The following is a 22,474-nucleotide window of genomic DNA, read 5'->3' as shown; positions in this document are numbered from 1 at the left end:
CACGAAAGCCACCACAACCTCGAGTCGCGGGCAAGAAAAAGGGCGCCCTCGGGCGCCCTCTTCTTTCCGGTATGGCCCGGAGATCAGTTTTCCAGCACCGCGCGCTGTCCATTGATCGGGATGCGCTTGGCCTTGGCCTCTTCCGGCACGATGCGCACCAGGTCGATGTTCAGCAGGCCATTCTGCAACCCGGCGGCCTTGACCTCGATGTGGTCGGCCAGGCGGAACGACAGCTTGAAGGCCCGTTGGGCGATACCATGGTGCAGGTAGGTGACGGACTCGTCGCTCTTCTCGCGCTTGCCGCCGGCGACGGTCAACACACCGCGCTCCACTTGCAGGTCCAGGTCTTCTTCCTGGAAGCCGGCCGCGGCGATCACGATACGGTACTGGTCGTCACCGTGCTTTTCGACGTTGTAGGGCGGGTAGCTGCTGCCACTTTCATTGCGCAGGGCGGACTCGAACAGGTCGTTGAAACGGTCGAAACCCACGGAATGACGGAACAGGGGGGCGAGAGATAACGTAGTGCTCATGATGATCTCCTGAATAATCAGCAAGTGTTCAAGGGCGGGACCCAATTTTTGGCCTCCCGCAGTAACCTAGATAAGGACGCCCGAACGCATTTCAAGCCCCCGAGGAACCTCCATGAAAGTCATGCTGATCACTGGCGCCAGCCGCGGCATCGGTGCCGCCACCGCCCGTCTCGCCGCCCAGCGCGGTTACGCCCTCGGCATCAATTACCGCCAGCAGCGGGAAGCCGCCGAAACGCTGGTGCGGGAGATCGAGTCCGCCGGTGGCCGCGCGGTGGCGCTCGGTGCCGACGTGGGCGACGAGGCCCAGGTGCTGGCGATGTTCGAACGCCTGGATCACGCGTTCGGCCGGCTGGATGTGCTGGTCAACAACGCCGGCATGCTGGAACGGCAGATGCGGCTGGAAGAGATGGACGCGGATCGCTTCGAACGGGTGCTCCGCGCCAACGTGGTGGGCAGCTTCCTCTGCGCCCGCGCAGCCATCAAGCGCATGTCCACCCGCCACGGCGGCCAGGGCGGCGCCATCGTCAACCTGTCGTCCATCGCCGCGCGTATCGGCGCACCCAACGAATACATCGACTATGCGGCGGCCAAGGGCGCCATCGACAGCATGACCCTGGGCATGGCCAAGGAACTGGCGGCCGACGGGATTCGCGTGAACGCCGTGCGTCCCGGCGTGATTCGCACCGAAATCCACGCCAGCGGCGGCGAGCCGGATCGCGTGGAGCGGGTACGCCAGGCGGTACCCATGGGGCGCGGCGGAGAAGCGGAGGAAGTGGCCGGCGCGATCCTCTGGCTGGCCAGCGAGGAGGCGTCCTATACCAGTGGCACCTTCCTCGATGTCGCTGGCGGGCGCTAGCGTTCAGACGGCCTCGGCCCACTCCCGCCGCTGGACGGACAGGCCGAGCAACGCATCGATTCGGCCGCAGTCATTCTCCCGGCGGATTTCGGCGAACAACGCCACGGCCTCGGGATAGCTGCGGGTGAGCATGCCCAGCCACTGCTTCAGACGCCCCGGCGCATAACGCGGCGCCAGCTTCCGGCGGGCCTGGCGCCAGAAGTCCAGGAGCAGGGGCTGGAGCTCTTCCCAGCTCATTTCGGTCACCGCCCCGCCGGCTCGCGCCGCGGCAATCTGCCGGGCCAGATCCGGGCGCGACACCAGTCCGCGACCGAGCATGATGTCTTCAACCCCGCTCACGGCGCGGCAACGGCGCCAATCGTCCAGGGTCCAGACCTCGCCATTGGCGAACACCGGCACCTTGACCGCTTCCTGCACTCGCGCCACCCACTCCCAGTGAGCCGGCGGCTTGTAGCCTTCCGCCTTGGTCCGCGCATGCACCACGATCTGCTGGGCCCCGCCTTCGGCCAGCGCCCGCGCGCAGTCCAGGGCGCCATCCGGGCTATCGAAGCCCAGACGCATCTTGGCTGTCACGGGGATGGCCGCCGGCACCGCGCGGCGCACTTCACGAACGATGGCGTGGAGCAACTCAGGCTCCTTGAGCAGCACGGCGCCACCTCGGGACTTGTTCACCGTCTTGGCCGGGCAACCGAAGTTGAGGTCGATTACCGGAGCCCCCAGTTCGCAGGCGAAGGCGGCATTGTCGCCAAGGCAGACCGGGTCCGAGCCCAGCAACTGCACCCGCATCGGCGTGCCGACACGGGTGCGGGCGCCATGGGCCAGCTCAGGGGCCAGTTTCTCGAAGGTGCTGGCCGCCAGCAGGCGGTCGCAGACGCGGATGAATTCGGTCACGCACCAGTCGATGCCGCCGACGCGGGTCAGCACATCGCGGAGGATTTCGTCGACCAGCCCCTCCATGGGGGCCAGGGCGATTTGCATGGATGACAGGCTCACAGGATAAAGGCGCGTAGTTTACGCAGCGGGACGGGCGACGAATATCCCACGGAGCACGACCGAGCACAGACGTCTTTCGTGCGGAGCCTAGAGTTCCAGCGGGTACGGCGGCTGCAGCGCGCGCCCGTACCCCTCGACGAACTCGGCGGGCATTCGCTTGGGCCGGCCGCTGGAGAGCTCGATACAGACGAAGGTGGTCCTGGCACGCAGCAAGGTGGCGCCATCGTCCGGGCGCACCAGTTGGAAGCGTCGGTCCATCTTCAGGCGCTGGTCCGACTCCACGATCCAGGTAGCCATCTGCAACGCCTGGCTCTCGTAGGCCGCCGCCAGGTAGTCGATTTCGTGGCGCAGCACGGCCATGGCGCGATCCAGCCGACGGTATTCGGCCAGGTCCAGGCCCAGACTCTGGGAGTGACGCCAGGCGCAACGCTCCAGCCAACTGACGTAGACCGCATTGTTGGCATGGCCGAGGCCGTCGATGTCGTCAGCGACGACCGTGATGTCGATGACGAAGGGATCGGGCATGTCCCAATTCATGAATGATGCTCCAGGCTGCTGGCCAGTTCGCGCGCCTCGGCGGCGAGTTGGGTGATCTGATCCCACGCACGGGCGCGGATCAGGCTGGACGGCGCGATCCAGGTACCGCCGACGCAGGCCACGTTGGGTAGGCGCAGGAAACTCAACAGGTTGTCCGGAGTCACCCCGCCGGTCGGGCAAAAGCGGATGCCGGTGAAAGGCCCCTTCAGGCTCTTCAGCATCTTCACGCTCCCGTTGCCATTGGCCGGGAACAGCTTCAACGAGCGATAGCCGTATTCCAGCGCCAGCAACACCTCGGAGGGTGTCATCACCCCCGGCAGGTAGGGCAAGCCAGACTCCTCGGCGGCTGCGGCGAGGCGCTCGGTGCAGCCGGGGCTGACCGCAAAATGCGCTCCGGCATCGCGCGCCTCGAGGAACTGCTCGGTATGGATCAAGGTTCCCGCCCCCACCAGCAAGTCCGGGAACGCCTTGCGAATCGCCGCCAGCGCGTCCAGTGCGCGCGGCGTACGCAGGGTCACCTCCAGCACTTCGACGCCGCCGGCACTCAGCGCCCCGGCGAGGTCCAGGGCCAGCCCGATATCCTCAATCACCAACACAGGCAGGACCGGGCGCGCCCGCTGCAGCACCACATCCATCGTCAGGCTCATATCAGTTCTCCACGTTGCAGGGTTCTCGGGCCCGCGGGCCGGTGAACCTTGGAAGTAGAGCACCGACGGCAGGTCACCCGCCAGCCCTGTCGCACTCAGCGCACGGCGTCGACTTCAACGCGAGACTCACGGACCTGCGCCAGCAAGGCGAGCACCGCCTTGACCAGACGACCGTCGGCCAGCAGGCGCTGGTGACCGCCCCGCTCCAGCCGCAGCAATTGGCTATCGAACCAGGCGTCGTGAATGACCTGGGCGTCCGCCGCGGGTACCAGCGGGTCGTCCTCGGCATGCACCACGAGACCGGGGATGTCCATTTGATAGCGCTGCACGTCCAGATGCGCGGCAGGAATTCCCGCATGGTGCTCCACCTGGCTCACGAAATGCGCTCGAGCCTTCGGCGGCAGCCCCATGAAGCTGGCGAAGCTGCGTATGGGTCCGAGGATGCGACTGGGCGCGGAAATGCTCACCAGCGCCTTGGCACGCAGCCCCATCTGACTGGCCAGCATGGCGCTCGCCCCACCCATGGAATGGCCTATTACCGCGTGCAGCGGCGGCAGCTCGCCGGCAGCCTCCAGCAAGGCCCGGGCGAAGAGCACCACATTGGCTTCACGCCCCGGCGAGCGACCATGAGCCGGGCCATCCAGCGCCACCACACCATACCCGGCCTCCACCAGGGCTACGATCAGGGCGGCGAACTGGGTCGGACGCCCTTCCCAACCGTGCATCAGCAGCACGGTCGGGCCGCTTCCCCAGCGCAGCGCGGACAGGCCGAAACGAAGCGTGATGCGCTCGGAACTGGCCAGCAGCGGCATCTCCCAGTCCCGTGGCGGCAAATTGCGCGGCGTCATGAACTGGCGGCGCATGCGACGGGCGACAGCTTCCGGCGCCAGACGCCCCAGAGTTGCGTTGACGCCGCGAATCAGGCTCAGGTGGTTCATGGTCGGACTCCTCAAATGACCGCCGCCTTGGCGGCGCGTAATACTCGATCAGACAAATCGCTCTCCCCCAAGGCCCTCGCCAGGGCCAGCCCACCCACCATCAGAGCGATGTCGGCGAGGGCCATATCGGCCTCCTCGGGGCTGTCGCACAACCTGGCGCTGATCACTTCCAGGTGTTCGGCCAGCATTTCCCGATAGGCCTCCGGCAATTGCGGCACTACACCCAGGCTGCTGGGCAGCGGACAACCCGAACGGAGGGCGTCCCGGTGCTTGCGCGACAGATAGAAACTGGCGGCCAGTGCGCGGCGCTCTTCGCCCGGCAAACTGGGATCCACCAGCGTCATGAGCTCGCGTCGCTTGCGCAGCAGCTGGTCGAAGACTTCCAGCATCAGCGCATCCTTGCTGGCGAAATGGGCATAGAAACCGCCAACCGTGAGCCCGGCGGCAGCCATCACATCGGCCACGCCGGGCTCCCGCGGGCCATGCCGCAGCATCGCCGAAGCAGCGGCCTGCAAGATGCGCTCGCGGGTCTGGGCTTTCTTGTCGCTCATGGCAGCCTCCAGTTGAATTACAAGCATAATATTATTGACGTAATACAAATTGGCAAGCGGGGCATGAAGCCATTCGTCGGTGCTGGAGGTTTTCTGAGGAGAAAAACAAAAGGGCCATCCCAGATTGGAATGACCCTTGAAAAGCCCGCAGAGCGGGAAACTTGAAAGTGGCGTCCCCTAGGGGACTCGAACCCCTGTTACCGCCGTGAAAGGGCGGTGTCCTAGGCCACTAGACGAAGGGGACAAAACCTTCGAACAGCAGGGCCAGCGCTAGGCTGGCCCTGTGTGATGCGCGCGGCATCGATTTGGTGGAGCTAGACGGGATCGAACCGTCGACCTCTTGCATGCCATGCAAGCGCTCTCCCAGCTGAGCTATAGCCCCGAATTACTTCGGCTGCACCGGTCTGCCGATGCTGCTGGAAAATGGCGTCCCCTAGGGGACTCGAACCCCTGTTACCGCCGTGAAAGGGCGGTGTCCTAGGCCACTAGACGAAGGGGACAAAACCTTCTAACAACGGGACCAGCGTTTAGGCTGACCCTGCGATGCGTGGCGCATCGTATTTGGTGGAGCTAGACGGGATCGAACCGTCGACCTCTTGCATGCCATGCAAGCGCTCTCCCAGCTGAGCTATAGCCCCGAATCACTTCGGCTGCACCGGCCTGCCGATGCTGCTGGAAAATGGCGTCCCCTAGGGGACTCGAACCCCTGTTACCGCCGTGAAAGGGCGGTGTCCTAGGCCACTAGACGAAGGGGACAAAACCTTCATGCCTGTTCGCGACCCACCTCGAAAGAAGTGGTGGAGCTAGACGGGATCGAACCGTCGACCTCTTGCATGCCATGCAAGCGCTCTCCCAGCTGAGCTATAGCCCCGTCGCGAGGACGGGGCGCATATTAGGGGCGCCCCCTCCCGCTGTCAACACTATTTTTTCTACAAGACGAACTTTTTTATCTGGAAGAACAATCACTTACCCGAACTCGGTCGCTGCGGGGACCGCCCGGCACCGACCAGAGGGCCATCAGGCGATGGCGGCGAGCAGTTTCTCCCACTCCTTGGTTTCCTTCTTCGACACGCCACCGAGCAGCTCGATGGCCTGGCGCAGGCGGAAGCGACTGAGGTCGGCGCCAAGGATTTCCATGGCGTCCAGCACCGAAACCGAACTGGCCTGACCGGTGATGGCCGGGAACATCAGCGGCATCACATCCCGCAGCTTGAGCCCCTGGCTTTCGGCCACAGCCTGGATGACCCCCGTGATCCGGTCCTTTTCCCACTGGCGCAGGGCCTCCAGCTTCCACAGCACCAATTGCATGACCTGGCGCACCTGATCCGGGCTCAACTTCTTGTGCTCGAACAGCTTGGCGTCCAGCGGTACGGCACCAGAGAAGAAGAACCCGGCCAGCGGGGCGATCTGGCTGAAGGTTTCCACCCTGCCCTGCACATGGGGGGCAATGCGCATCAGGTATTCGGGATTGAGCGCCCACTGCTGTACCTCGGCGGCAAAACGCTCTACCGGCAGTTCGCGAATCCATTGGCCATTCAGCCAGGACAGCTTCTCCAGGTCGAAGATCGGGCCGCCCAGGGAGATACGCGAGAGGTCGAAGTGCTCGATCATCTCCGCCAGGGAGAATTTCTCGCGCTCGTCCGGCATGGACCAGCCCATACGCCCCAGGTAGTTGAGCATCGCTTCGGGCAGGAAGCCCATGCGCTCGTAGAAGGTGATCGAGGTCGGGTTCTTGCGCTTGGACAGCTTGCTCTTGTCCGGATTGCGCAGCAGCGGCATGTAGCAGAGCTTGGGCTGCTCCCAGCCGAAGTATTCGTACAGCTTGATCAGCTTGGGCGCCGAGGGGAGCCATTCCTCGCCACGCAGCACGTGGGTAATCCCCATCAGGTGGTCGTCCACCACGTTGGCAAGGAAGTAGGTCGGCAGTCCGTCTGTCTTCATCAGAACCTGCATATCCATGCGATCCCACGGAATCTCGACGTCGCCGCGCAGCATGTCCGGCACCACGCAGACACCCTCGCTCGGCACCTTCATGCGCACGACGTGGGGCTCGCCAGCGGCAATGCGCTTGTCGGCCTCGTCCCTGGACAGGTGCATGCAGTGACCGTCGTAGCGCGGGGTTTCCTTGCGCTCGGTCTGTTCGGCCCGCAGCTTGTCGAGGCGCTCAGCGGTACAGAAGCAAGGGAAGGCATGCCCCTTGTCCACCAGTTCCTGAGAGTACTTCTTGTAGATTTCGCCGCGTTCGCTCTGGCGGTACGGGCCATGCGGGCCGCCAACGTCCGGGCCTTCGTCCCACTCGATGCCGAGCCAGCGCAAGGCGTCGAAGATCTGCTGTTCGGATTCGCGGGTGGAGCGCAGTTGGTCGGTGTCTTCGATGCGCAGGATGAACTGACCGCCGTGCTGGCGCGCGAAACACAGGTTGAACAGGGCGATGTAGGCAGTGCCCACGTGCGGGTCGCCAGTGGGCGACGGCGCGATACGGGTACGGACGGTGGTCATGTAGGACTCTCGGAACTGAGGGACGATCAAAGGCGCGATCTTATCAGGCTGGCCGCCGCAGGCTCCAGCAAGTGTCCTTCCTGTACCGGCAGGCTGCGCATCAGGAAGTCGAGGAAGGCTTTGACCTTCATCGCCTGGAACCGCCGCGATGGATAGACCGCATAGATTTCACCGCTGGGCAGTCGAGCTTCGGGCAGCAACTCGATCAGCTCGCCGCGCTGCACGGCCGGTTCGGTGAACATCAGCGGCAGCGCGGCGATACCGGCGCCGGCCATGACCGCCTCGCGGGCAAAGGTGATGTTGTTGCAGCAGAGGACACTTTGGCAGGGCACGCTTTCGCCCTGCAGCATCCAGTAGCGCTGGGAGTCCTGGGGCAGCAGCACCGCCCGATGACCGGCGAGCGCCTCCACCGTGCGCGGCGTACCGTGGGCCGCCAGGTAGTCCGGACTGGCGCAGAGCCGTCGGGCGCTTTCGAACAATTTGCGAGCGATCAGCGTGGAATCCTGCGGCTGGCCGATCATGATGGCGATATCCACGCCCTCCTCCAGCGGGTCGACATTGCGCGAGGTGATCTCCACTTCGGCGGTGATCTGCGGGTACTGGCGCATGAAACTGCCCAACACCCTGCCGAGGAACAATTGACCGAATTCGATGGGCGCGGTGACCCGCAGCAGGCCGGAAGGCTCCTGCTGCAACTGCATCACCGCCTGCTCGGCTTCGGCGAAGTCCAGCATGATCTGCCGGCAGCGCTCGTAATAGGCCAAGCCCACTTCGGTCAGACGCAGTTTGCGGGTGGTGCGATTGAGCAGGCGAACCCCCAATCGCTCTTCCAGCAGGGCGATACGCCGGCTGACGGTGGACTTCTGCATCCCCAGGCTCTGGGCTGCCTGGGTAAAGCTGTGGCACTCGACCACCCGAGTGAAGATCAGCGCATCATCCAACCCCATTATTGTTCCCTATAAGCAACAAAGTTTCTGAATTGTAACGGCTATTTGCGAACACGGAACACTGATAGATTCGCAACATTCTGCAAAGACTTCGAGTGTTCCTCGCCATGCCTGCCAAATTGCAACGCCGCCTCTTTGTGTTCATCACTCTGGTGGCCCTGGTCATTGCCGCTCTCTTTGCCCACTGGCTGCTGATCGGCCGCTTCGTCGAAACCACCGACAACGCCTATGTGCAGGGCGAAATCACGCGGATATCCAGCCAGCTGGGCGCTCGCATCGAGGAAGTGCTGGTCAGCGACAACCAGCCGGTGAACAAAGGTGACCTGCTGGTACGCCTGGAAGCCGATGACTTCAAGCTCGCCCTGGCGCGCGCGCGCGCCCAGCTCGAAACGCGCGAAGCCGAACTGGCCCAGGCGCAGAGCAAGCTGGTGCAACAATCCAGCCTGATCGCCGCCAGCCAGGCCGAGGTCGCTGCCAGCCAGGCGACCCTGGGCCGCGCCCAGATCGACCTGTCCCGTGCCCAGACCCTGCGCAAGCCGGGTTACATTTCCGAGGAGCGGGTCACCACCCTGTCCGCCGACTCCCGCGTGGCGCGCTCCCAAGTGGCCAAGGCCGAGGCCGACCTCAAGGCCCAGCGCCAGCAAGTGGATGCCCTGAATGCCGAGATCAAGCGCCTGGAAGCGCAGATCGCCAACGCCCGCGCTGAAGTGGCACAGGCCGAACTGAACCTCGGTCGTACGGAAATCCGCTCACCGGTAGACGGCCGCGTCGGCCAGCGTGCCGCACGCAACGGGCAGTACATTCAGGTGGGCGCCCACCTGCTGTCCCTGGTGCCGGACGCCGATATCTGGGTCCAGGCCAACTTCAAGGAAACCCAGATCGAGCACATGGTCCCCGGCCAATCCGCCGAGCTTGTGTTCGACAGCTTTCCCAACAGCCCGATCGAAGCCCGCGTGGACAGCCTGTTCGCAGCCTCTGGCGCACAGTTCAGCCTGCTGCCCCCCGACAACGCCACCGGTAACTTCACCAAGGTGGTGCAACGCATCCCAGTGAAGCTGACGTTTGCCGCCGATAATCCCCTCAAGGGCCGAATCCGCCCGGGCATGTCCGTCCTGGTCAAGGTGCACCTGAAGGCCGACACCCATGGTGGCTGACGCACTGGTTCGCCCAGTGGGTGAACCGAGTCGGCGCGACTGGATCGCGGTGATGAGCGCCATGCTTGGCGCCTTCATGGCGGTGCTGGATATCCAGATCACCAACTCTTCGCTGAAGGACATCCAGGGTGCGCTGTCCGCCACGCTGGAAGAAGGCTCGTGGATTTCCACGTCCTACCTGGTGGCGGAGATCATCATGATTCCGCTCACTGCCTGGCTGGTGCAGTTGCTCTCGGCGCGACGCCTAGCGGTCTGGGTGTCCATCGGCTTCCTGGTCTCGTCCCTGCTCTGCTCAATGGCCTGGAGCCTGGAAAGCATGATCCTGTTCCGGGCCCTGCAGGGCTTCACCGGCGGCGCACTGATCCCACTGGCCTTCACCCTGACCCTGATCAAACTGCCCGAGCACCATCGGGCCAAGGGCATGGCCCTGTTTGCCATCACTGCCACCTTCGCCCCGTCCATCGGGCCGACGCTGGGCGGCTGGCTGACGGAAAACTTCGGCTGGGAATACATCTTCTACATCAACGTGCCGCCGGGCCTGCTGATGATTGCCGGCCTGCTCTACGGCCTGGAAAAGAAGGCACCGCATTGGGAGCTGCTGAAGCGCACCGACTATGCCGGCATCGTCACCCTCGGCCTGGGCCTTGGCTGCCTGCAGGTGTTCCTGGAGGAAGGCCATCGCAAGGACTGGCTGGAATCCGAGCTGATCGTCGGCCTGGGCAGCATTGCCCTGGTCAGCCTGATTCTCTTCGTGATCCTGCAGGTGTCGCGCCCCAACCCACTGATCAACCTGGGCATCCTGAAGAACCGCAACTTCGGCCTGTCGAGCATTTCCAGCGTTGGCCTGGGCATGGGCCTGTACGGGTCCATCTATGTGTTGCCGCTCTACCTGGCGCAAATCCAGAACTACAACGCGCTGCAGATCGGTGAAGTGATCATGTGGATGGGCATTCCGCAGTTGTTCCTGATCCCACTGGTACCCCGGTTGATGAAGGTCATTTCGCCCAAGCTGCTCTGCGCGCTGGGCTTTGGCCTGTTCGGTTACGCCAGCTTCGCCTCGGGCGTACTCAACCCGGACTTCGCCGGGCCGCAGTTCAACCAGATCCAGCTTCTCCGCGCCCTGGGCCAACCGTTGGTGATGGTGACCGTCTCGCTGATCGCCACGGCCTATATCGAGCCCCAGGACGCCGGCTCCGCCTCCAGTCTGTTCAACATCCTGCGCAACCTCGGCGGTGCCATCGGCATTGCCCTGCTCGCCACCCTGCTGGATGCCCGCGCCAAGGTCTACTTCGACTACTTGCGCGAATCCCTGGTACCGAGCAATCCGCAGGTCGCCGAACGCCTTGCGCTGCTGACCGAAAAGCTTGGCAGCGAGCAAGCGGCCCTCGGCAAAATCAGCGAAATCGCACACCAGCAGGCCAGCATCATGGCCTACAATGACGCCTTTCATTTCATTGGTATCGCCCTCGGTATCAGCATGCTTGCCGTGCTGCTCACTCGCACCCTGCCGGCCGGCACAACCGGCGGCGCAGGCGCCGCCGCCCACTAATCCGCGCCGAGCAACCGGCGCTCCGCGTTTCAGGCTGTACATGTCTTCTCAGGTTTCATCCCGCCGCACCCTTCTACTGATCGGTGCCTTTGCCATGATTTACATCGGCTGGGGCACCACCTACCTGGCCAACCACTTCCTTCTGCGCGAACTGCCACCTTTCGTCATCGCCACCCTCCGCTTCCTCTTCGCCGGCCTCCTCGCATTGGGCTGGGTGCTGGCCAACGGTATGGCACAGGTCCAACGCACGGACCTGGGTAGCGCGTTGATCGGTGGTGTACTGCTGATCGCCGTCGGCCAGGGCGCCCTCATCTACGCCAACCAGTTCCTTCCCACCGGCATGCTGGCGATGCTCTACACCACCCTGCCCCTCTGGAGCGTGGCGCTGGAGTGGCTGCTGGATCGCCGCCCACCCCTCTGGGTGCTCTGCGGCCTGGCTCTGGCCAGCGGCGGAATCGTGATGCTAATGGGCAGTGGCCTGGGCCTTGAAGCGGGGTTCCAGCAGTGGTTCGCGGGCGGCCTGGTGGTCATGGCGACGCTGCTCTGGGCCATTGGCGCCTGGCTGCTGCGCAAACGCCCACCGTTCCGCTCCAGCTGGATGGGCCTCAGCCTGCAAATGCTGACCGGCACCTTGATCCTCGCGCTGTTCGGTCTCTGGCGTGGCGATTGGCTACACGTGGATCTGGGCCGCGTCAGCCTGGACGCCTGGCTGTGGATGGCTTATCTGGTAATTCCCGTCAGCCTGGGCGTCTATCCCGCCTACTTCTGGCTGCTGCGCGTAGTGCGACCGAGCCTGGTATCCACCTTCGCTTTCGTGAACCCGGTGGTGGCGCTACTGCTGGGATTCCTGATCCTCGGCGAGCGACTGGAAGTCGCCACCCTGATGGCCTGCCTGGCCACCCTGGCCGGCGTGATGCTGATCATCTTCGGCCGCCGCTGACGATCAACGAATAAGGGCGCCTGATGGCGCCCTTATTCAGAGCTGGAGCAAACGCTCTCGTAGTTTCTGGATTTCGTCCCGCAACTGAGCCGCGGCCTCGAACTCCAGGTCGCGTGCCAACTGGAACATTTTTTCTTCCATCTGGCGAATACGCTTGGTGATCTCGCTCGGCGACTTCAGCTCAGCCTCATAACGCGCCTGCTCCTCCGCCACCTTGGCCATCGCTTTGCGCTTGTTGCTGCGCGAACCCGGCACTGTGGCGCCTTCGAGAATGTCCTGGATGTCCTTCTTCACGCCCTTGGGCACAATGCCATGGACCTCGTTGAAGGCCACCTGCTTCGCGCGACGTCTTTCGGTCTCTCCGATCGCCCGCTGCATCGAGCCCGTTACGTTATCGGCATAGAGAATCGCCTTGCCGTTGAGGTTGCGCGCCGCGCGGCCAATCGTCTGGATCAACGAGCGCTCGGAACGCAGGAAGCCTTCCTTGTCCGCGTCGAGAATCGCCACCAGGGACACCTCGGGCATATCCAGGCCCTCCCGCAGCAGGTTGATCCCCACCAGCACATCGAAAGCTCCGATGCGCAAGTCGCGAATGATCTCAACACGCTCCACGGTATCGATGTCCGAGTGTAGATAGCGAACCTTCACATCGTGGTCAGCCAGGTAATCCGTGAGGTCTTCAGCCATGCGCTTGGTCAGCGTGGTGACCAGCACCCGCTCCTCGACCACGACACGCTTGCGAATCTCCGAGAGCAAATCATCCACCTGGGTAGTGGCCGGGCGCACCTCCACCTCCGGGTCCACCAGGCCGGTCGGCCTTACCACCTGCTCGATCACGCGACCGGCATGTTCACCTTCGTAGGGGCCCGGGGTGGCCGAAACGAATATGGTCTGCGGGCTGATGGCCTCCCACTCGTCGAAACGCAGTGGACGGTTGTCCAATGCCGAGGGCAGACGGAAACCGTATTCGACGAGCGTTTCCTTGCGCGAGCGGTCGCCCTTGAACATGGCGCCGACCTGGGGAACCGTGACGTGGGATTCATCGATCACCAGCAGCGCGTTGGCCGGCAGGTAATCGTACAGGGTGGGAGGCGCCTCCCCGGCAGCCCGGCCGGAGAGGTAGCGGGAATAGTTCTCGATGCCGTTGCAGTAGCCCAGCTCCAGGATCATTTCCAGGTCGAAACGCGTGCGCTGCTCCAGGCGCTGCGCCTCCACCAACTTGTTGGCGCTACGCAGCTGCTCCAGGCGCTCCTTCAATTCCTCCTTGATCTGATCCACCGCCTCGAGCAGCACTTCACGGGGCGTGACGTAGTGACTCTTGGGATAGAAGGTGAAGCGCGGCAGCTTGCGGATCACCTCGCCGGTCAAGGGATCGAAGGCCGCCAGGCTCTCCACCTCATCGTCGAACAGCTCGACACGAATGGCTTCCAAGTCGGATTCCGCCGGAAAGATGTCGATCACGTCGCCCCGAACGCGGAACGTTGCCCGCGCGAAATCCATGTCGTTGCGGGTGTACTGCAGCTCCGCCAGCCGGCGCAGCAGGCTCCGCTGGTCGATACGGTCGCCGCGGTCGATATGCAGCACCATCTTCAGGTAGGAAGCCGGGTCCCCCAGGCCATAGATGGAAGACACGGTGGCAACGATGATGGCATCCGGCCGCTCCAGCAGGGCCTTGGTCGCCGACAATCGCATCTGCTCGATGTGATCGTTGATCGAGGCATCCTTCTCGATATAGGTGTCGGACGACGGGACGTAGGCTTCCGGTTGGTAGTAGTCGTAATACGAAACGAAGTACTCGACCGAATTATTCGGAAAGAAAGCGCGGAATTCTCCATATAGCTGCGCAGCCAATGTCTTGTTGGGAGCCAGAACCAGCGTAGGCCGCTGGACCTGGGAAATGACGTTGGCAATGCTGAAGGTCTTTCCCGACCCGGTCACACCCAGCAGGGTCTGGTGCGAAAGGCCGGCGTCCAGCCCTTCCACCATCTGGCGAATGGCCTCCGGCTGGTCGCCGGCGGGCTTGAAACGGGTGACAAGCTGGAACTCCGACATACTAACCTCGACATTGGATGTGACACCTGCGCGGAACGGGCGTCATACCTGGCGGAAAGCTTGCGGGCGATGTCGCCGCAAGCTGTCTGGGCCGCTATAATACCGGCCCGATTGCGCAACCCCTAGCGCACATCGTTCGGGGTTGCTTCCATCCTCACCCTCCTCCTCCGAGCTGCCGCATCATGAGTCTGTTTTCTGCCGTCGAAATGGCTCCGCGCGACCCCATCCTGGGTCTCAACGAAGCGTTCAACGCCGACACCCGCGCCACCAAGATCAATCTGGGCGTAGGGGTCTATTACAACGAGCAGGGCCGAATCCCGCTCCTGCGTGCGGTGGCAGAAGCGGAAAAGGCCCGCATCGATGCGCACGCCCCGCGCGGCTACCTGCCGATCGAAGGCATCGCTGCCTACGACCAGGCCGTGCAGAAGCTGCTGTTCGGCGCCGACTCCCGGCTGCTGGCGGAAGGCCGCGTGGTCACCACCCAGGCAGTCGGCGGTACCGGTGCCCTTAAGACCGGCGCTGACTTCCTGAAGCGCCTGCTGCCGAATGCAGTTGTCGCGATCAGCGACCCGAGCTGGGAGAACCACCGCGCCCTGTTCGAATCCGCCGGCTTCCCGGTGCAGAACTACCGCTACTACGATGCCGCCACCAATGGGGTGAACCGTGCAGGCCTCCTCGAGGACCTCAAGGCCCTGCCCGCCCGCTCCATCGTGGTCCTGCACGCCTGCTGCCACAACCCGACCGGTGTGGACCTGGAACTGGAGGACTGGAAAGCCGTTCTGGAAGTCCTGCGCGAGCGCGAGCACGTTCCTTTCCTGGATATCGCCTACCAGGGCTTCGGTGCCGGCATCGATGAAGACGCCTTCGCCGTGCGCCTGTTCGCGGAATCCGGCTTGCCGTTTTTCGTGTCCAGCTCCTTCTCCAAGTCCTTCTCCCTGTACGGCGAGCGCGTCGGCGCCCTGTCAGTGGTAACCAGCTCGAAGGAAGAAGCCGGCCGCGTGCTGTCCCAGGTCAAGCGAGTCATTCGCACTAACTACTCCAACCCGCCAACCCATGGGGCCACCGTGGTCGCCTCGGTGCTGAACAGCCCCGAACTGCGTGCCATGTGGGAAGCGGAATTGGGCGAGATGCGCACCCGCATCCACAGCATGCGCCTGGCCATGGTCGAGCAACTGACCACCTTGGGTGCCAAGCGCGACTTCAGCTTTGTGGCCCGCCAGCGCGGCATGTTCTCCTACTCCGGCCTCACCGCCGAGCAAGTAGAACGCCTGAAGAACGAGTTCGGCATTTATGCCGTCAGCACAGGTCGCATCTGCGTTGCCGCGCTGAACAATAGCAACCTGGAAAGTATCACCCGAGCCATTACCAAGGTGCTCTGAACAGAAGCCGAAGAAGCGCAAGCAGGCGCTTGACTTCTCCTTTCTAATCAGTAAGATACGCGCATCCGATCCGCGATAGCTCAGTCGGTAGAGCAAATGACTGTTAATCATTGGGTCCCTGGTTCGAGTCCAGGTCGCGGAGCCAAACAAAAAGCCCTCGGCATATGCCGAGGGCTTTTTCTTTGCGGCGTCACAACGAAAAACCGGCCCTGATGCACCGGCTCTTCCATACCACGCGCGATCACTCCACCATCAGCTTCTCGCGGTTCTTATCAAGCGTCTTGGCACCAATGCCCTTGACCTCCAGCAGATCGTCCACCGAGGAGAACGGACCATGCTCCTCACGATACTGCACGATAGCCTTGGCCTTCGCCGCACCAATACCGACCATCTGAGCCTGCAATGCAGCCTCATCGGCAGTGTTGATATTGAGTTTGCCAACTTGCACCTCGGCGCTCGCCACTACCGGCTGAGCATTGGCAGCTAGCGAAGCTTGGTTGTAGCCGAGTAAAAGCGAGCAAAGAACGAAAAACAGCGAGGCAATTCGAAAACGGATCATCGTGAACTTTCCTTGTCATCAAGAGGGGAAGGCGGTACATCCAAAACCGCCTTGTCACCCTAGCGCCTCGACTTGGAAGGCTCAATCCGACGTTGCTGATGAATCCAGTCAACAATTTCCTCTTCGGGAGCGTAACCATTCACAGTCTCTCGTAGGATCTGCCTTACTCGGACGTAGTCGTCACGCTCGACCGCGGAGAACAGTTCGGCGAGGATGCCTTTGAATACATCCCAAGGCAGATGCTCCTCGTTGGCCCGCATGATCATCGGATGCTCGGTCGGACTGACGTTGTCACCGATCAGCAGTTCCTCGTAGAGTTTCTCGCCTGGGCGCAGACCGGTGAATTCTATGGCAATATCGCCATTGGGATTCTTGTCAGAGCGCACAGTCAAGCCGGACAGATGCACCATCTTCTCCGCCAGATGAGCAATTTTCACCGGCTGGCCCATATCCAACACGAATACATCACCACCCTGCCCCATCGAACCTGCCTGAATCACCAACTGGGCAGCTTCAGGAATTGTCATGAAGTAGCGCGTGATATTTGGATGAGTCACGGTGACCGGCCCACCGCGCTTAATCTGCTCGCGGAACAATGGGATCACCGAACCCGAAGAGCCCAGCACGTTGCCGAAGCGAACCATGGTGAAACGTGTCTTATTGACACGATGAATCGACGCATTGTCACCCACCAGCACCGGAGCCGACTCCTCGCTCAATGCTTGCAGCACCATTTCCGAAAGTCGCTTAGTCCCGCCCATGACATTCGTCGGACGCACGGCCTTGTCGGTCGAGATCAGCACTAAGTTCTCGACACCAGCCTGAATGGCAGCCTGCGCAGTGTTGAGAGTCCCCATCACGTTGTTGAGAATACCCTCAGCGATGTTGTGCTCGACGATGGGGACATGCTTGTACGCCGCTGCGTGATAAACGGTGTCCACACGCCAAGTCCGCATCACATCGTTAAGACGCGCCAGGTGGCGAACCGAGCCAAGAATAGGGACGAGATGAACGCTCTGCGACTCGCGAGAAACTCGACGCTCTAGTTCAATCTGGATGTTGTATAGGTTGAACTCACTATGCTCAAACAGGACCAGAGTGCGCGGACCGCAATTCAGTATTTGACGGCACAGTTCGGAGCCGATAGAGCCTCCGGCCCCCGTCACCATGACCACCTGATCGCGGATGCATCGTTCGAAAAGCTCCTTTCGGGGAAGAACCGCGTCACGACCCAACAGATCGGCAATATCGACCTCCTGGATATCGTCGACTTTTACCCGACCACTGGCGAGATCCATAAAGCCGGGAACTGTGCGGACGTGAAGCGGGTAACATTCAAGTGTCGCGAGAATCTCGCGACGGCGCTCCCTAGAGGCGGAAGGAATAGCTAGCAAAATCTCCGTCGCCCCCGTTTGATCAATCATCTGCTGTACGTGCTTGGGTTTGTAGACTTGCAATCCGGCAATGGTACGCGTAGCGATACTGCTGTCGTCGTCAATAAAGGCTACTGGCCGCATGGCACGGCCCATTCTCAGCGCAGCGACCAACTGATTTCCTGCCGCCCCCGCGCCATAAATCGCTACACGAGGTAATCCATCCCCCCTCATCACGAACGGCATTGCGTGGCTTGCACCGTACCAATCCCCAAGGAAATACTGACGCATGACCAAACGCAAACCGCCAATGAGCACCAGGCTTACCCACCAGTAGTTGAAGACCACCGAGCGAGGCACATTGACCGCCGGCTCACGGTTCCAGTAAACGATGAGCGCGAGCAGCAATGCAGAAAGCGTTACCGCCTTAAAAATAGTAACCAGTGCATCATTACCAAAATACCTCATTACCGCCCGATACATTCCAAAGCGAATGAAGATGGGTATCGACACCAACGGCGCCACAAAGAAAAGCCAAGTATGAATGAGGAAAGGATTGAGTGGTGCCTCGATTCCGAGGCGAACCAGAAACGCCAACCACAAGGCCAGCACGACCAAGGCGATATCCGCCAGGACCTGAATGAGCCTTTTGTACCGCCTAGGCAAGCACAATAGCCATTTACGCAGCTTTATGGTCATCCTTTCCTCGTCTAATCACGACTTGCACAACAAACCCCACAACTCATCCAATCTCGAGCGCCTTCAAATACGCGGAAGCATCCATCAAGATTTCGAGCCCCCTCTTTTTCGCACCGTAATCGGAGCCTTCAAGCAACACGACTCATTCCCGCTCGCCAGCCTTGAATCTCACAGCAAGTGCGAAAAGCGGAATATAGGCGACAATCAGCCCAACAGCACCCTCCACTCGCCCCACGCCGATCAGGAAGGCCATTGGAAATAGCCAAAAAAGATTTATGGCGAAAACCGCCAGCGTGACGGGCATATGCCGACCGTAGCGGCGCGATGCGAACTGGTAGGCGTGAGTCCTATGTGCCTCGTAGACCTTCTCGCCCCTCAATAGACGACGAAAAAGTGTCCAAGTGGCATCAACAATGAATACTCCCAGGAGAACAAGCCAGCTCCACAAAAACTGGGGAGCGGCCCAGGCCGCCTGCAATGAAAGGATGCCAAGCGATATTCCTAGAAAGCCACTCCCCGCATCTCCCATGAATATCCGCGCAGGTGGAAAATTCCAGTACAGAAAACCTGCCACAGAGATGGCGAGTAGCAATGGGGCAAAAGACAACCTTATATGTCCCAAGTACCAATAGATGAGAGTAGCTCCCAGACAAACAGAAATTGCCTCTACACTGGCGATACCATCTATACCGTCCATGAAGTTATAGAGGTTCAGCAGCCACACCAAATAAAAGACTGCTATCACAGCCCCCAATATCCCCAGTTGCAACTTAAAACCGAACAGTTCAATGTGCGGCAGTCCCCCGAGATGGAACAACGCCCAGATAGCTGCGGTGGAATGGGTCAGAAGACGCCAGCGCGCAGCGATGTGGCCATGGTCATCCAGGAACCCTACGACTGCGACACACAATCCCGCCCCCAGCAGCGCCCAAGACTGCCCCCAGGGAAGAACGTCAAGCAGCGATAGAACGGGCAAGGCAACGAGAAAAGAAATTACTATAGCCACGCCGCCGCCACGAGGAGTCGGCATGGAATGTGAACTCCGTGCGCTTGGTATGTCCATGAGCCTGCGGCTGAGCGCGTAGCGGCGCAGAGCCCCCGTGAGAAGAAGTGATGCCAACGCGACCACCGCGAGCATCCACCAAATAGTCATTTGTCTTGATGTTCCAGATAATAATTCGCGGTTCTCTTCAGTGCATCATCCAGGCTCACGGGTGGCGTCCAACCCAACAACTCGCGGGTCTTGTTAATATCAACCTGGAGAGAACCGCAAAGCCGTTGTGACAAGGCACGCCTGCCAAATACGGTAGCGCCAACTTCGAGCAGTATGCTGGGGACGGGCAACAGTCGCGCCGGACGCCCAAGAGCATCTCCGATACGACGCAATAGCTCGGTGGTCGAAACATCCTGACCATCACTGACCAAGAAAGTCTGATTCGCCGCTGCGGGATGGTAGACACAAGTGATAATCAGGTCCACCAAGTTATATAGAGAAACCAAGCTCCTCCGATTATGAATAGCACCGAAAGGCAAGGGCACTCCCCTGTTAACCCAGCGCATCATGTTGAGGAAGTTGGCCTTTACCGCGGGCCCGTACACCAACGTGGGCCTAACGATAACCACTTCCATGGCAGATTCCTCAGCGATTTTACGAAGTCCTTGCTCGGCCTCTAGCTTGGAAACGCCATAGGGATCGACGGGCGCAGGCGCCTGATCAGCAGTAAACGGATTACCGAGCTTAGTGGACTCACCATTGACCTTGATCGTACTAACGAAAATGAAACGCCGAACACCAGCGTCCCGGGCCTGCCGGGCCAGACCGAGCGTACCTTCAACATTGGCCCGCCGGAAAGCAGCGAGTGGGTCGGCCTCGACATCGCTCATCACGTGCACTCTCGCCGCACAGTGAATCACAACTTCAACCCCCCTCAGCGAGTCCTTCCAGTTCGTGCCGAGTGCCAAACCATCTACTGTTAACCTGGTAACCGCACCAGGCAGTTTGTCGGTAGCGCTGCGAACTGCCGCTACGATCTGCAGATGAGGCATCTCCTGCAGTTTGCGCAACAGGGCTCCGCCGACAAATCCTGTGGAGCCAGTCAGCAATAAGCGCATCAGCAACCTCTAGAGAGTTAGACCTTGGACCAGACGGTGCGGTTGATATAGTCCGTGTAACTCAGCACCACCCGAACCACTTGCTTGGACACTGGCCCAGCACGGTAATCGCGCACAATCGGGATCACACGCTGCAGACGATCATGCTGAGTCGTGATGATACGGACTGCATCCATGACCCGTTCGGCCTTCAGGCCGCTCATGATCAGAGTGCCCTCATCCATCCCCTCCGGACGTTCATGGGCGTTTCGGATGGTGATCGCTGGCAGATTCAGCAATGACGCTTCTTCAGTAATTGTTCCGCTGTCGGAAAGAACACAAAATGCAGACATCTGCAATTTTATGTAATCCAGCAAGCCGAATGGCTTTACAAAGGAAATTAACGGATGCTCGAGAGACTCGCCCAAAGCCTCCAGGCGCTTGCGCGTTCGGGGGTGCGTGGAGACAATAACCGGGTAACCGTATTCATCGACCAAAGCTCGCAAGGTATAGAGTAGATCGCGCAAATTTTCGGCAGTGTCGACGTTCTCTTCCCGATGCGCACTTACAACAAAATACTTACCTGGCTCGAGTCCGGAAAGCTCCAGCACCTCAGACTCCAGGATCTTTGGCATATAATGCTCAAGCACTTCAGCCATATGCGAGCCAGTTTTTATAATAGTCTCTGGACGAATACCTTCGGCAATCAAATACCGACGCGCGTGCTCTGTCAACACCAAATTTATGTCGCTCAGGTGATCAAGTACCTTGCGATTGAGTTCCTCAGGGACTCGTTGATCGAAGCAGCGATTACCGGCTTCCATATGAAATACCGGTATCTTTCGGCGCTTCGCAGCGATCACTGCGAGGCAGGTGTTCGTATCACCATAGAGGAGAAGAGCATCCGGCTTTTCCAGATCGAAAATTTCATCCGACTTGGAAATCACCTCTGCAATAGTCTTGGCCGTGGTATCTCCAGCCGCCCCCAAGAAGTGATCCGGCTTACGTATCCCTAATTCATCGAAAAAGACCTGATTCAACTCATAGTCATAGTTCTGCCCGGAATGCACAAGCACATGGTTTACCTGTTCATCCAACTCAGCAATCACGCGACTCATTTTAATGAGTTCCGGACGAGTTCCGACCAACGTCATGACCTTAAGCATTCAGGGCCTCACGAATATAATCCAGCCTCAAGAGCACATTTTTGACGCTCTGAACATCAAGCCTCTCGGTATTATGAGAAGTATAGTCATCCAGTTCAGCAATTTTTTCCTCGCCCTCAACAAAGTACTTCTTGTAATTGAGATCGCGATTGTCTGCAGGAATTCGATAATACCTACCCATATCCTCGGCCTTGGCCATTTCTTCGCGAGAAACCAGAGACTCGTACAATTTTTCACCATGACGCGTCCCGATTACAGTGAGCGGGTTATCTTGGCCAAAGAGCTCCTTTAACGCTTGGGCGAGGTTGCGAACCGTAGATGCTGGCGCCTTTTGAACAAAGATGTCCCCCTGTTTCCCGTTCTCGAACGCATGAATGACTAAATCGACCGAGTCCTCCAAAGACATCAAGAAGCGAGTCATGTTGGGGTCAGTGATGGTTAGAGGCATACCTGATTTGAGTTGATCGACGAACAACGGAATGACCGAACCACGCGAAGCCATCACGTTGCCATAACGAGTAGCACAGATCACCGGGCCATTAGCGGGAATCATCCGTGATTTTGCAACCATCAGTTTCTCTGCCATGGCCTTGGAAATCCCCATGGCGTTGATCGGATACACGGCCTTGTCGGTACTGAGGACTACTACACGCTGTACGCCCCTTGCAATAGAAGCGTTCAATACATTCTCGGTTCCTAACACATTGGTGCGCACCGCTTCCATGGGATAGAACTCGCAGGAAGGAACTTGCTTGAGAGCAGCCGCATGGAAAACATAGTCAACACCAATCATAGCCTGCACGAGACTGTCATAGTCCCTTACATCACCGATGTAGAACTTTACCTTATCGTTGGCCAAGGCAATTCGCATATCCTCCTGTTTCTTCTCATCTCGACTGAAAATTCGAATTTCCTTAACAGCCGTATCCAGAAAGCGCTTCAGAACTGTATGACCAAACGAACCGGTACCTCCAGTGATCATCAGAATTTTTTCATCGAACATTTGATTCAATC

The 22,474-nt window shown here is 60.4% G+C and carries 20 protein-coding genes and 7 tRNA genes; 6 read left to right on the top strand and 21 right to left on the bottom strand.

Translation table 11 applies throughout. The features are described from left to right. Positions 1-83 precede the first annotated feature (83 nt). Positions 84-530, bottom strand: coding sequence for an Hsp20 family protein (locus PJW05_RS10830; RefSeq protein WP_271411701.1), 447 nt, complete (start codon positions 528-530; stop codon positions 84-86). Positions 531-642: 112 nt separating this feature from the next. Here PJW05_RS10830 and PJW05_RS10825 point away from each other — a divergent pair, with 112 nt between their 5' ends. Next, positions 643-1,386 (top strand): SDR family oxidoreductase, encoded by a 744-nt coding sequence (locus PJW05_RS10825; RefSeq protein ID WP_271411700.1) that lies wholly within the window; start codon positions 643-645, stop codon positions 1,384-1,386. 3 nt (positions 1,387-1,389) lie between these two features. Here the strand turns inward: PJW05_RS10825 and PJW05_RS10820 are convergent, their stop codons facing one another. The 13 genes from PJW05_RS10820 to PJW05_RS10760 form a co-directional block, all read right to left on the bottom strand. Further along, the gene (locus PJW05_RS10820) at positions 1,390-2,364 is read right to left on the bottom strand and encodes a tRNA dihydrouridine synthase (RefSeq protein ID WP_271411699.1); all 975 of its coding nucleotides are present in this window, start codon (positions 2,362-2,364) and stop codon (positions 1,390-1,392) included. A gap of 102 nt (positions 2,365-2,466) precedes the next feature. Next, the gene (locus PJW05_RS10815) at positions 2,467-2,916 is read right to left on the bottom strand and encodes an acyl-CoA thioesterase (RefSeq protein WP_271411698.1); all 450 of its coding nucleotides are present in this window, start codon (positions 2,914-2,916) and stop codon (positions 2,467-2,469) included. Further along, the gene (locus PJW05_RS10810; RefSeq protein WP_271411697.1) at positions 2,913-3,563 is read right to left on the bottom strand and encodes a bifunctional 4-hydroxy-2-oxoglutarate aldolase/2-dehydro-3-deoxy-phosphogluconate aldolase; all 651 of its coding nucleotides are present in this window, start codon (positions 3,561-3,563) and stop codon (positions 2,913-2,915) included. Before PJW05_RS10810 ends, PJW05_RS10815 begins: the two co-directional genes overlap by 4 nt. Before the next feature lie 95 nt (positions 3,564-3,658). Further along, a complete protein-coding gene (locus tag PJW05_RS10805) occupies positions 3,659-4,501 on the bottom strand; it encodes an alpha/beta hydrolase (RefSeq protein WP_271411696.1) in 843 nt (280 codons plus the stop codon). An 11-nt stretch (positions 4,502-4,512) separates the two neighbouring features. Beyond that, positions 4,513-5,052 (bottom strand): TetR/AcrR family transcriptional regulator, encoded by a 540-nt coding sequence (locus tag PJW05_RS10800; RefSeq protein ID WP_271411695.1) that lies wholly within the window; start codon positions 5,050-5,052, stop codon positions 4,513-4,515. A gap of 168 nt (positions 5,053-5,220) precedes the next feature. Further along, positions 5,221-5,296 (bottom strand) — tRNA-Glu (locus PJW05_RS10795). A 62-nt stretch (positions 5,297-5,358) separates the two neighbouring features. Beyond that, positions 5,359-5,434, bottom strand: a tRNA-Ala gene (locus PJW05_RS10790). 42 nt (positions 5,435-5,476) lie between these two features. Continuing rightward, positions 5,477-5,552: transfer RNA gene (locus tag PJW05_RS10785), tRNA-Glu, on the bottom strand. Positions 5,553-5,614: 62 nt separating this feature from the next. After that, positions 5,615-5,690, bottom strand: a tRNA-Ala gene (locus PJW05_RS10780). A 42-nt stretch (positions 5,691-5,732) separates the two neighbouring features. After that, positions 5,733-5,808, bottom strand: a tRNA-Glu gene (locus tag PJW05_RS10775). A 39-nt stretch (positions 5,809-5,847) separates the two neighbouring features. Further along, a tRNA-Ala gene (locus PJW05_RS10770) sits at positions 5,848-5,923 on the bottom strand. Between the two features lie 146 nt (positions 5,924-6,069). Further along, positions 6,070-7,551, bottom strand: a complete 1,482-nt coding sequence (gene gltX, locus PJW05_RS10765; protein WP_271411694.1) for a glutamate--tRNA ligase — start codon at positions 7,549-7,551, stop codon at positions 6,070-6,072. 26 nt (positions 7,552-7,577) lie between these two features. Beyond that, complete coding sequence (locus PJW05_RS10760) at positions 7,578-8,498, bottom strand: LysR family transcriptional regulator (protein WP_271411693.1); 921 nt, start codon at positions 8,496-8,498, stop codon at positions 7,578-7,580. A gap of 107 nt (positions 8,499-8,605) precedes the next feature. On the opposite strand from PJW05_RS10760, the gene PJW05_RS10755 reads away from it, so the two are divergent. The 3 genes from PJW05_RS10755 to PJW05_RS10745 all read left to right on the top strand — a co-directional run bounded on the left by PJW05_RS10755 (position 8,606) and on the right by PJW05_RS10745 (position 12,141). After that, entirely contained in the window at positions 8,606-9,652 is a 1,047-nt protein-coding gene (locus tag PJW05_RS10755) for an HlyD family secretion protein (protein WP_271411692.1), read from the top strand. A 49-nt stretch (positions 9,653-9,701) separates the two neighbouring features. Continuing rightward, the gene (locus PJW05_RS10750) at positions 9,702-11,201 is read left to right on the top strand and encodes an MDR family MFS transporter (RefSeq protein WP_271412203.1); all 1,500 of its coding nucleotides are present in this window, start codon (positions 9,702-9,704) and stop codon (positions 11,199-11,201) included. Between the two features lie 94 nt (positions 11,202-11,295). Beyond that, complete coding sequence (locus PJW05_RS10745; RefSeq protein WP_271411691.1) at positions 11,296-12,141, top strand: EamA family transporter; 846 nt, start codon at positions 11,296-11,298, stop codon at positions 12,139-12,141. Positions 12,142-12,177: 36 nt separating this feature from the next. Here PJW05_RS10745 and uvrB read toward each other — a convergent pair whose 3' ends face one another. Beyond that, complete coding sequence (gene uvrB, locus PJW05_RS10740; RefSeq protein WP_271411690.1) at positions 12,178-14,193, bottom strand: excinuclease ABC subunit UvrB; 2,016 nt, start codon at positions 14,191-14,193, stop codon at positions 12,178-12,180. Between the two features lie 182 nt (positions 14,194-14,375). On the opposite strand from uvrB, the gene PJW05_RS10735 reads away from it, so the two are divergent. Both PJW05_RS10735 and PJW05_RS10730 read left to right on the top strand, forming a co-directional pair. After that, positions 14,376-15,572, top strand: coding sequence for an amino acid aminotransferase (locus PJW05_RS10735; RefSeq protein ID WP_271411689.1), 1,197 nt, complete (start codon positions 14,376-14,378; stop codon positions 15,570-15,572). Between the two features lie 69 nt (positions 15,573-15,641). After that, positions 15,642-15,717, top strand: a tRNA-Asn gene (locus tag PJW05_RS10730). 96 nt (positions 15,718-15,813) lie between these two features. On the opposite strand, the gene PJW05_RS10725 is transcribed toward PJW05_RS10730, so the two are convergent. The 6 genes from PJW05_RS10725 to PJW05_RS10700 all read right to left on the bottom strand — a co-directional run bounded on the left by PJW05_RS10725 (position 15,814) and on the right by PJW05_RS10700 (position 22,463). Beyond that, positions 15,814-16,131, bottom strand: a complete 318-nt coding sequence (locus PJW05_RS10725; protein ID WP_271411688.1) for a ComEA family DNA-binding protein — start codon at positions 16,129-16,131, stop codon at positions 15,814-15,816. 59 nt (positions 16,132-16,190) lie between these two features. Continuing rightward, on the bottom strand, positions 16,191-18,203 hold the full coding sequence (locus PJW05_RS10720) for a polysaccharide biosynthesis protein (RefSeq protein ID WP_271411687.1): 2,013 nt from the start codon (positions 18,201-18,203) through the stop codon (positions 16,191-16,193). Positions 18,204-18,345: 142 nt separating this feature from the next. Further along, positions 18,346-19,356 carry an MraY family glycosyltransferase gene (locus tag PJW05_RS10715; RefSeq protein ID WP_271411686.1) on the bottom strand — a complete coding sequence of 337 codons (1,011 nt, stop codon included), beginning with the start codon at positions 19,354-19,356 and terminating at the stop codon, positions 18,346-18,348. Beyond that, on the bottom strand, positions 19,353-20,315 hold the full coding sequence (locus PJW05_RS10710) for a UDP-glucose 4-epimerase family protein (RefSeq protein ID WP_271411685.1): 963 nt from the start codon (positions 20,313-20,315) through the stop codon (positions 19,353-19,355). The genes PJW05_RS10715 and PJW05_RS10710 overlap by 4 nt, the downstream gene beginning before the upstream one ends. Positions 20,316-20,332: 17 nt before the next feature. Further along, complete coding sequence (wecB, locus tag PJW05_RS10705) at positions 20,333-21,460, bottom strand: non-hydrolyzing UDP-N-acetylglucosamine 2-epimerase (RefSeq protein ID WP_271411684.1); 1,128 nt, start codon at positions 21,458-21,460, stop codon at positions 20,333-20,335. Continuing rightward, complete coding sequence (locus PJW05_RS10700; protein WP_271412202.1) at positions 21,453-22,463, bottom strand: polysaccharide biosynthesis protein; 1,011 nt, start codon at positions 22,461-22,463, stop codon at positions 21,453-21,455. Before PJW05_RS10700 ends, wecB begins: the two co-directional genes overlap by 8 nt. Positions 22,464-22,474 lie beyond the last annotated feature (11 nt).

This window comes from Pseudomonas sp. Q1-7, assembly GCF_028010285.1.
Classification (GTDB): Bacteria; Pseudomonadota; Gammaproteobacteria; order Pseudomonadales; family Pseudomonadaceae; genus Metapseudomonas.
The sequence above is the reverse complement of the archived record's forward strand: the minus strand, read 5'-3'. Positions and strand labels throughout refer to the sequence as shown.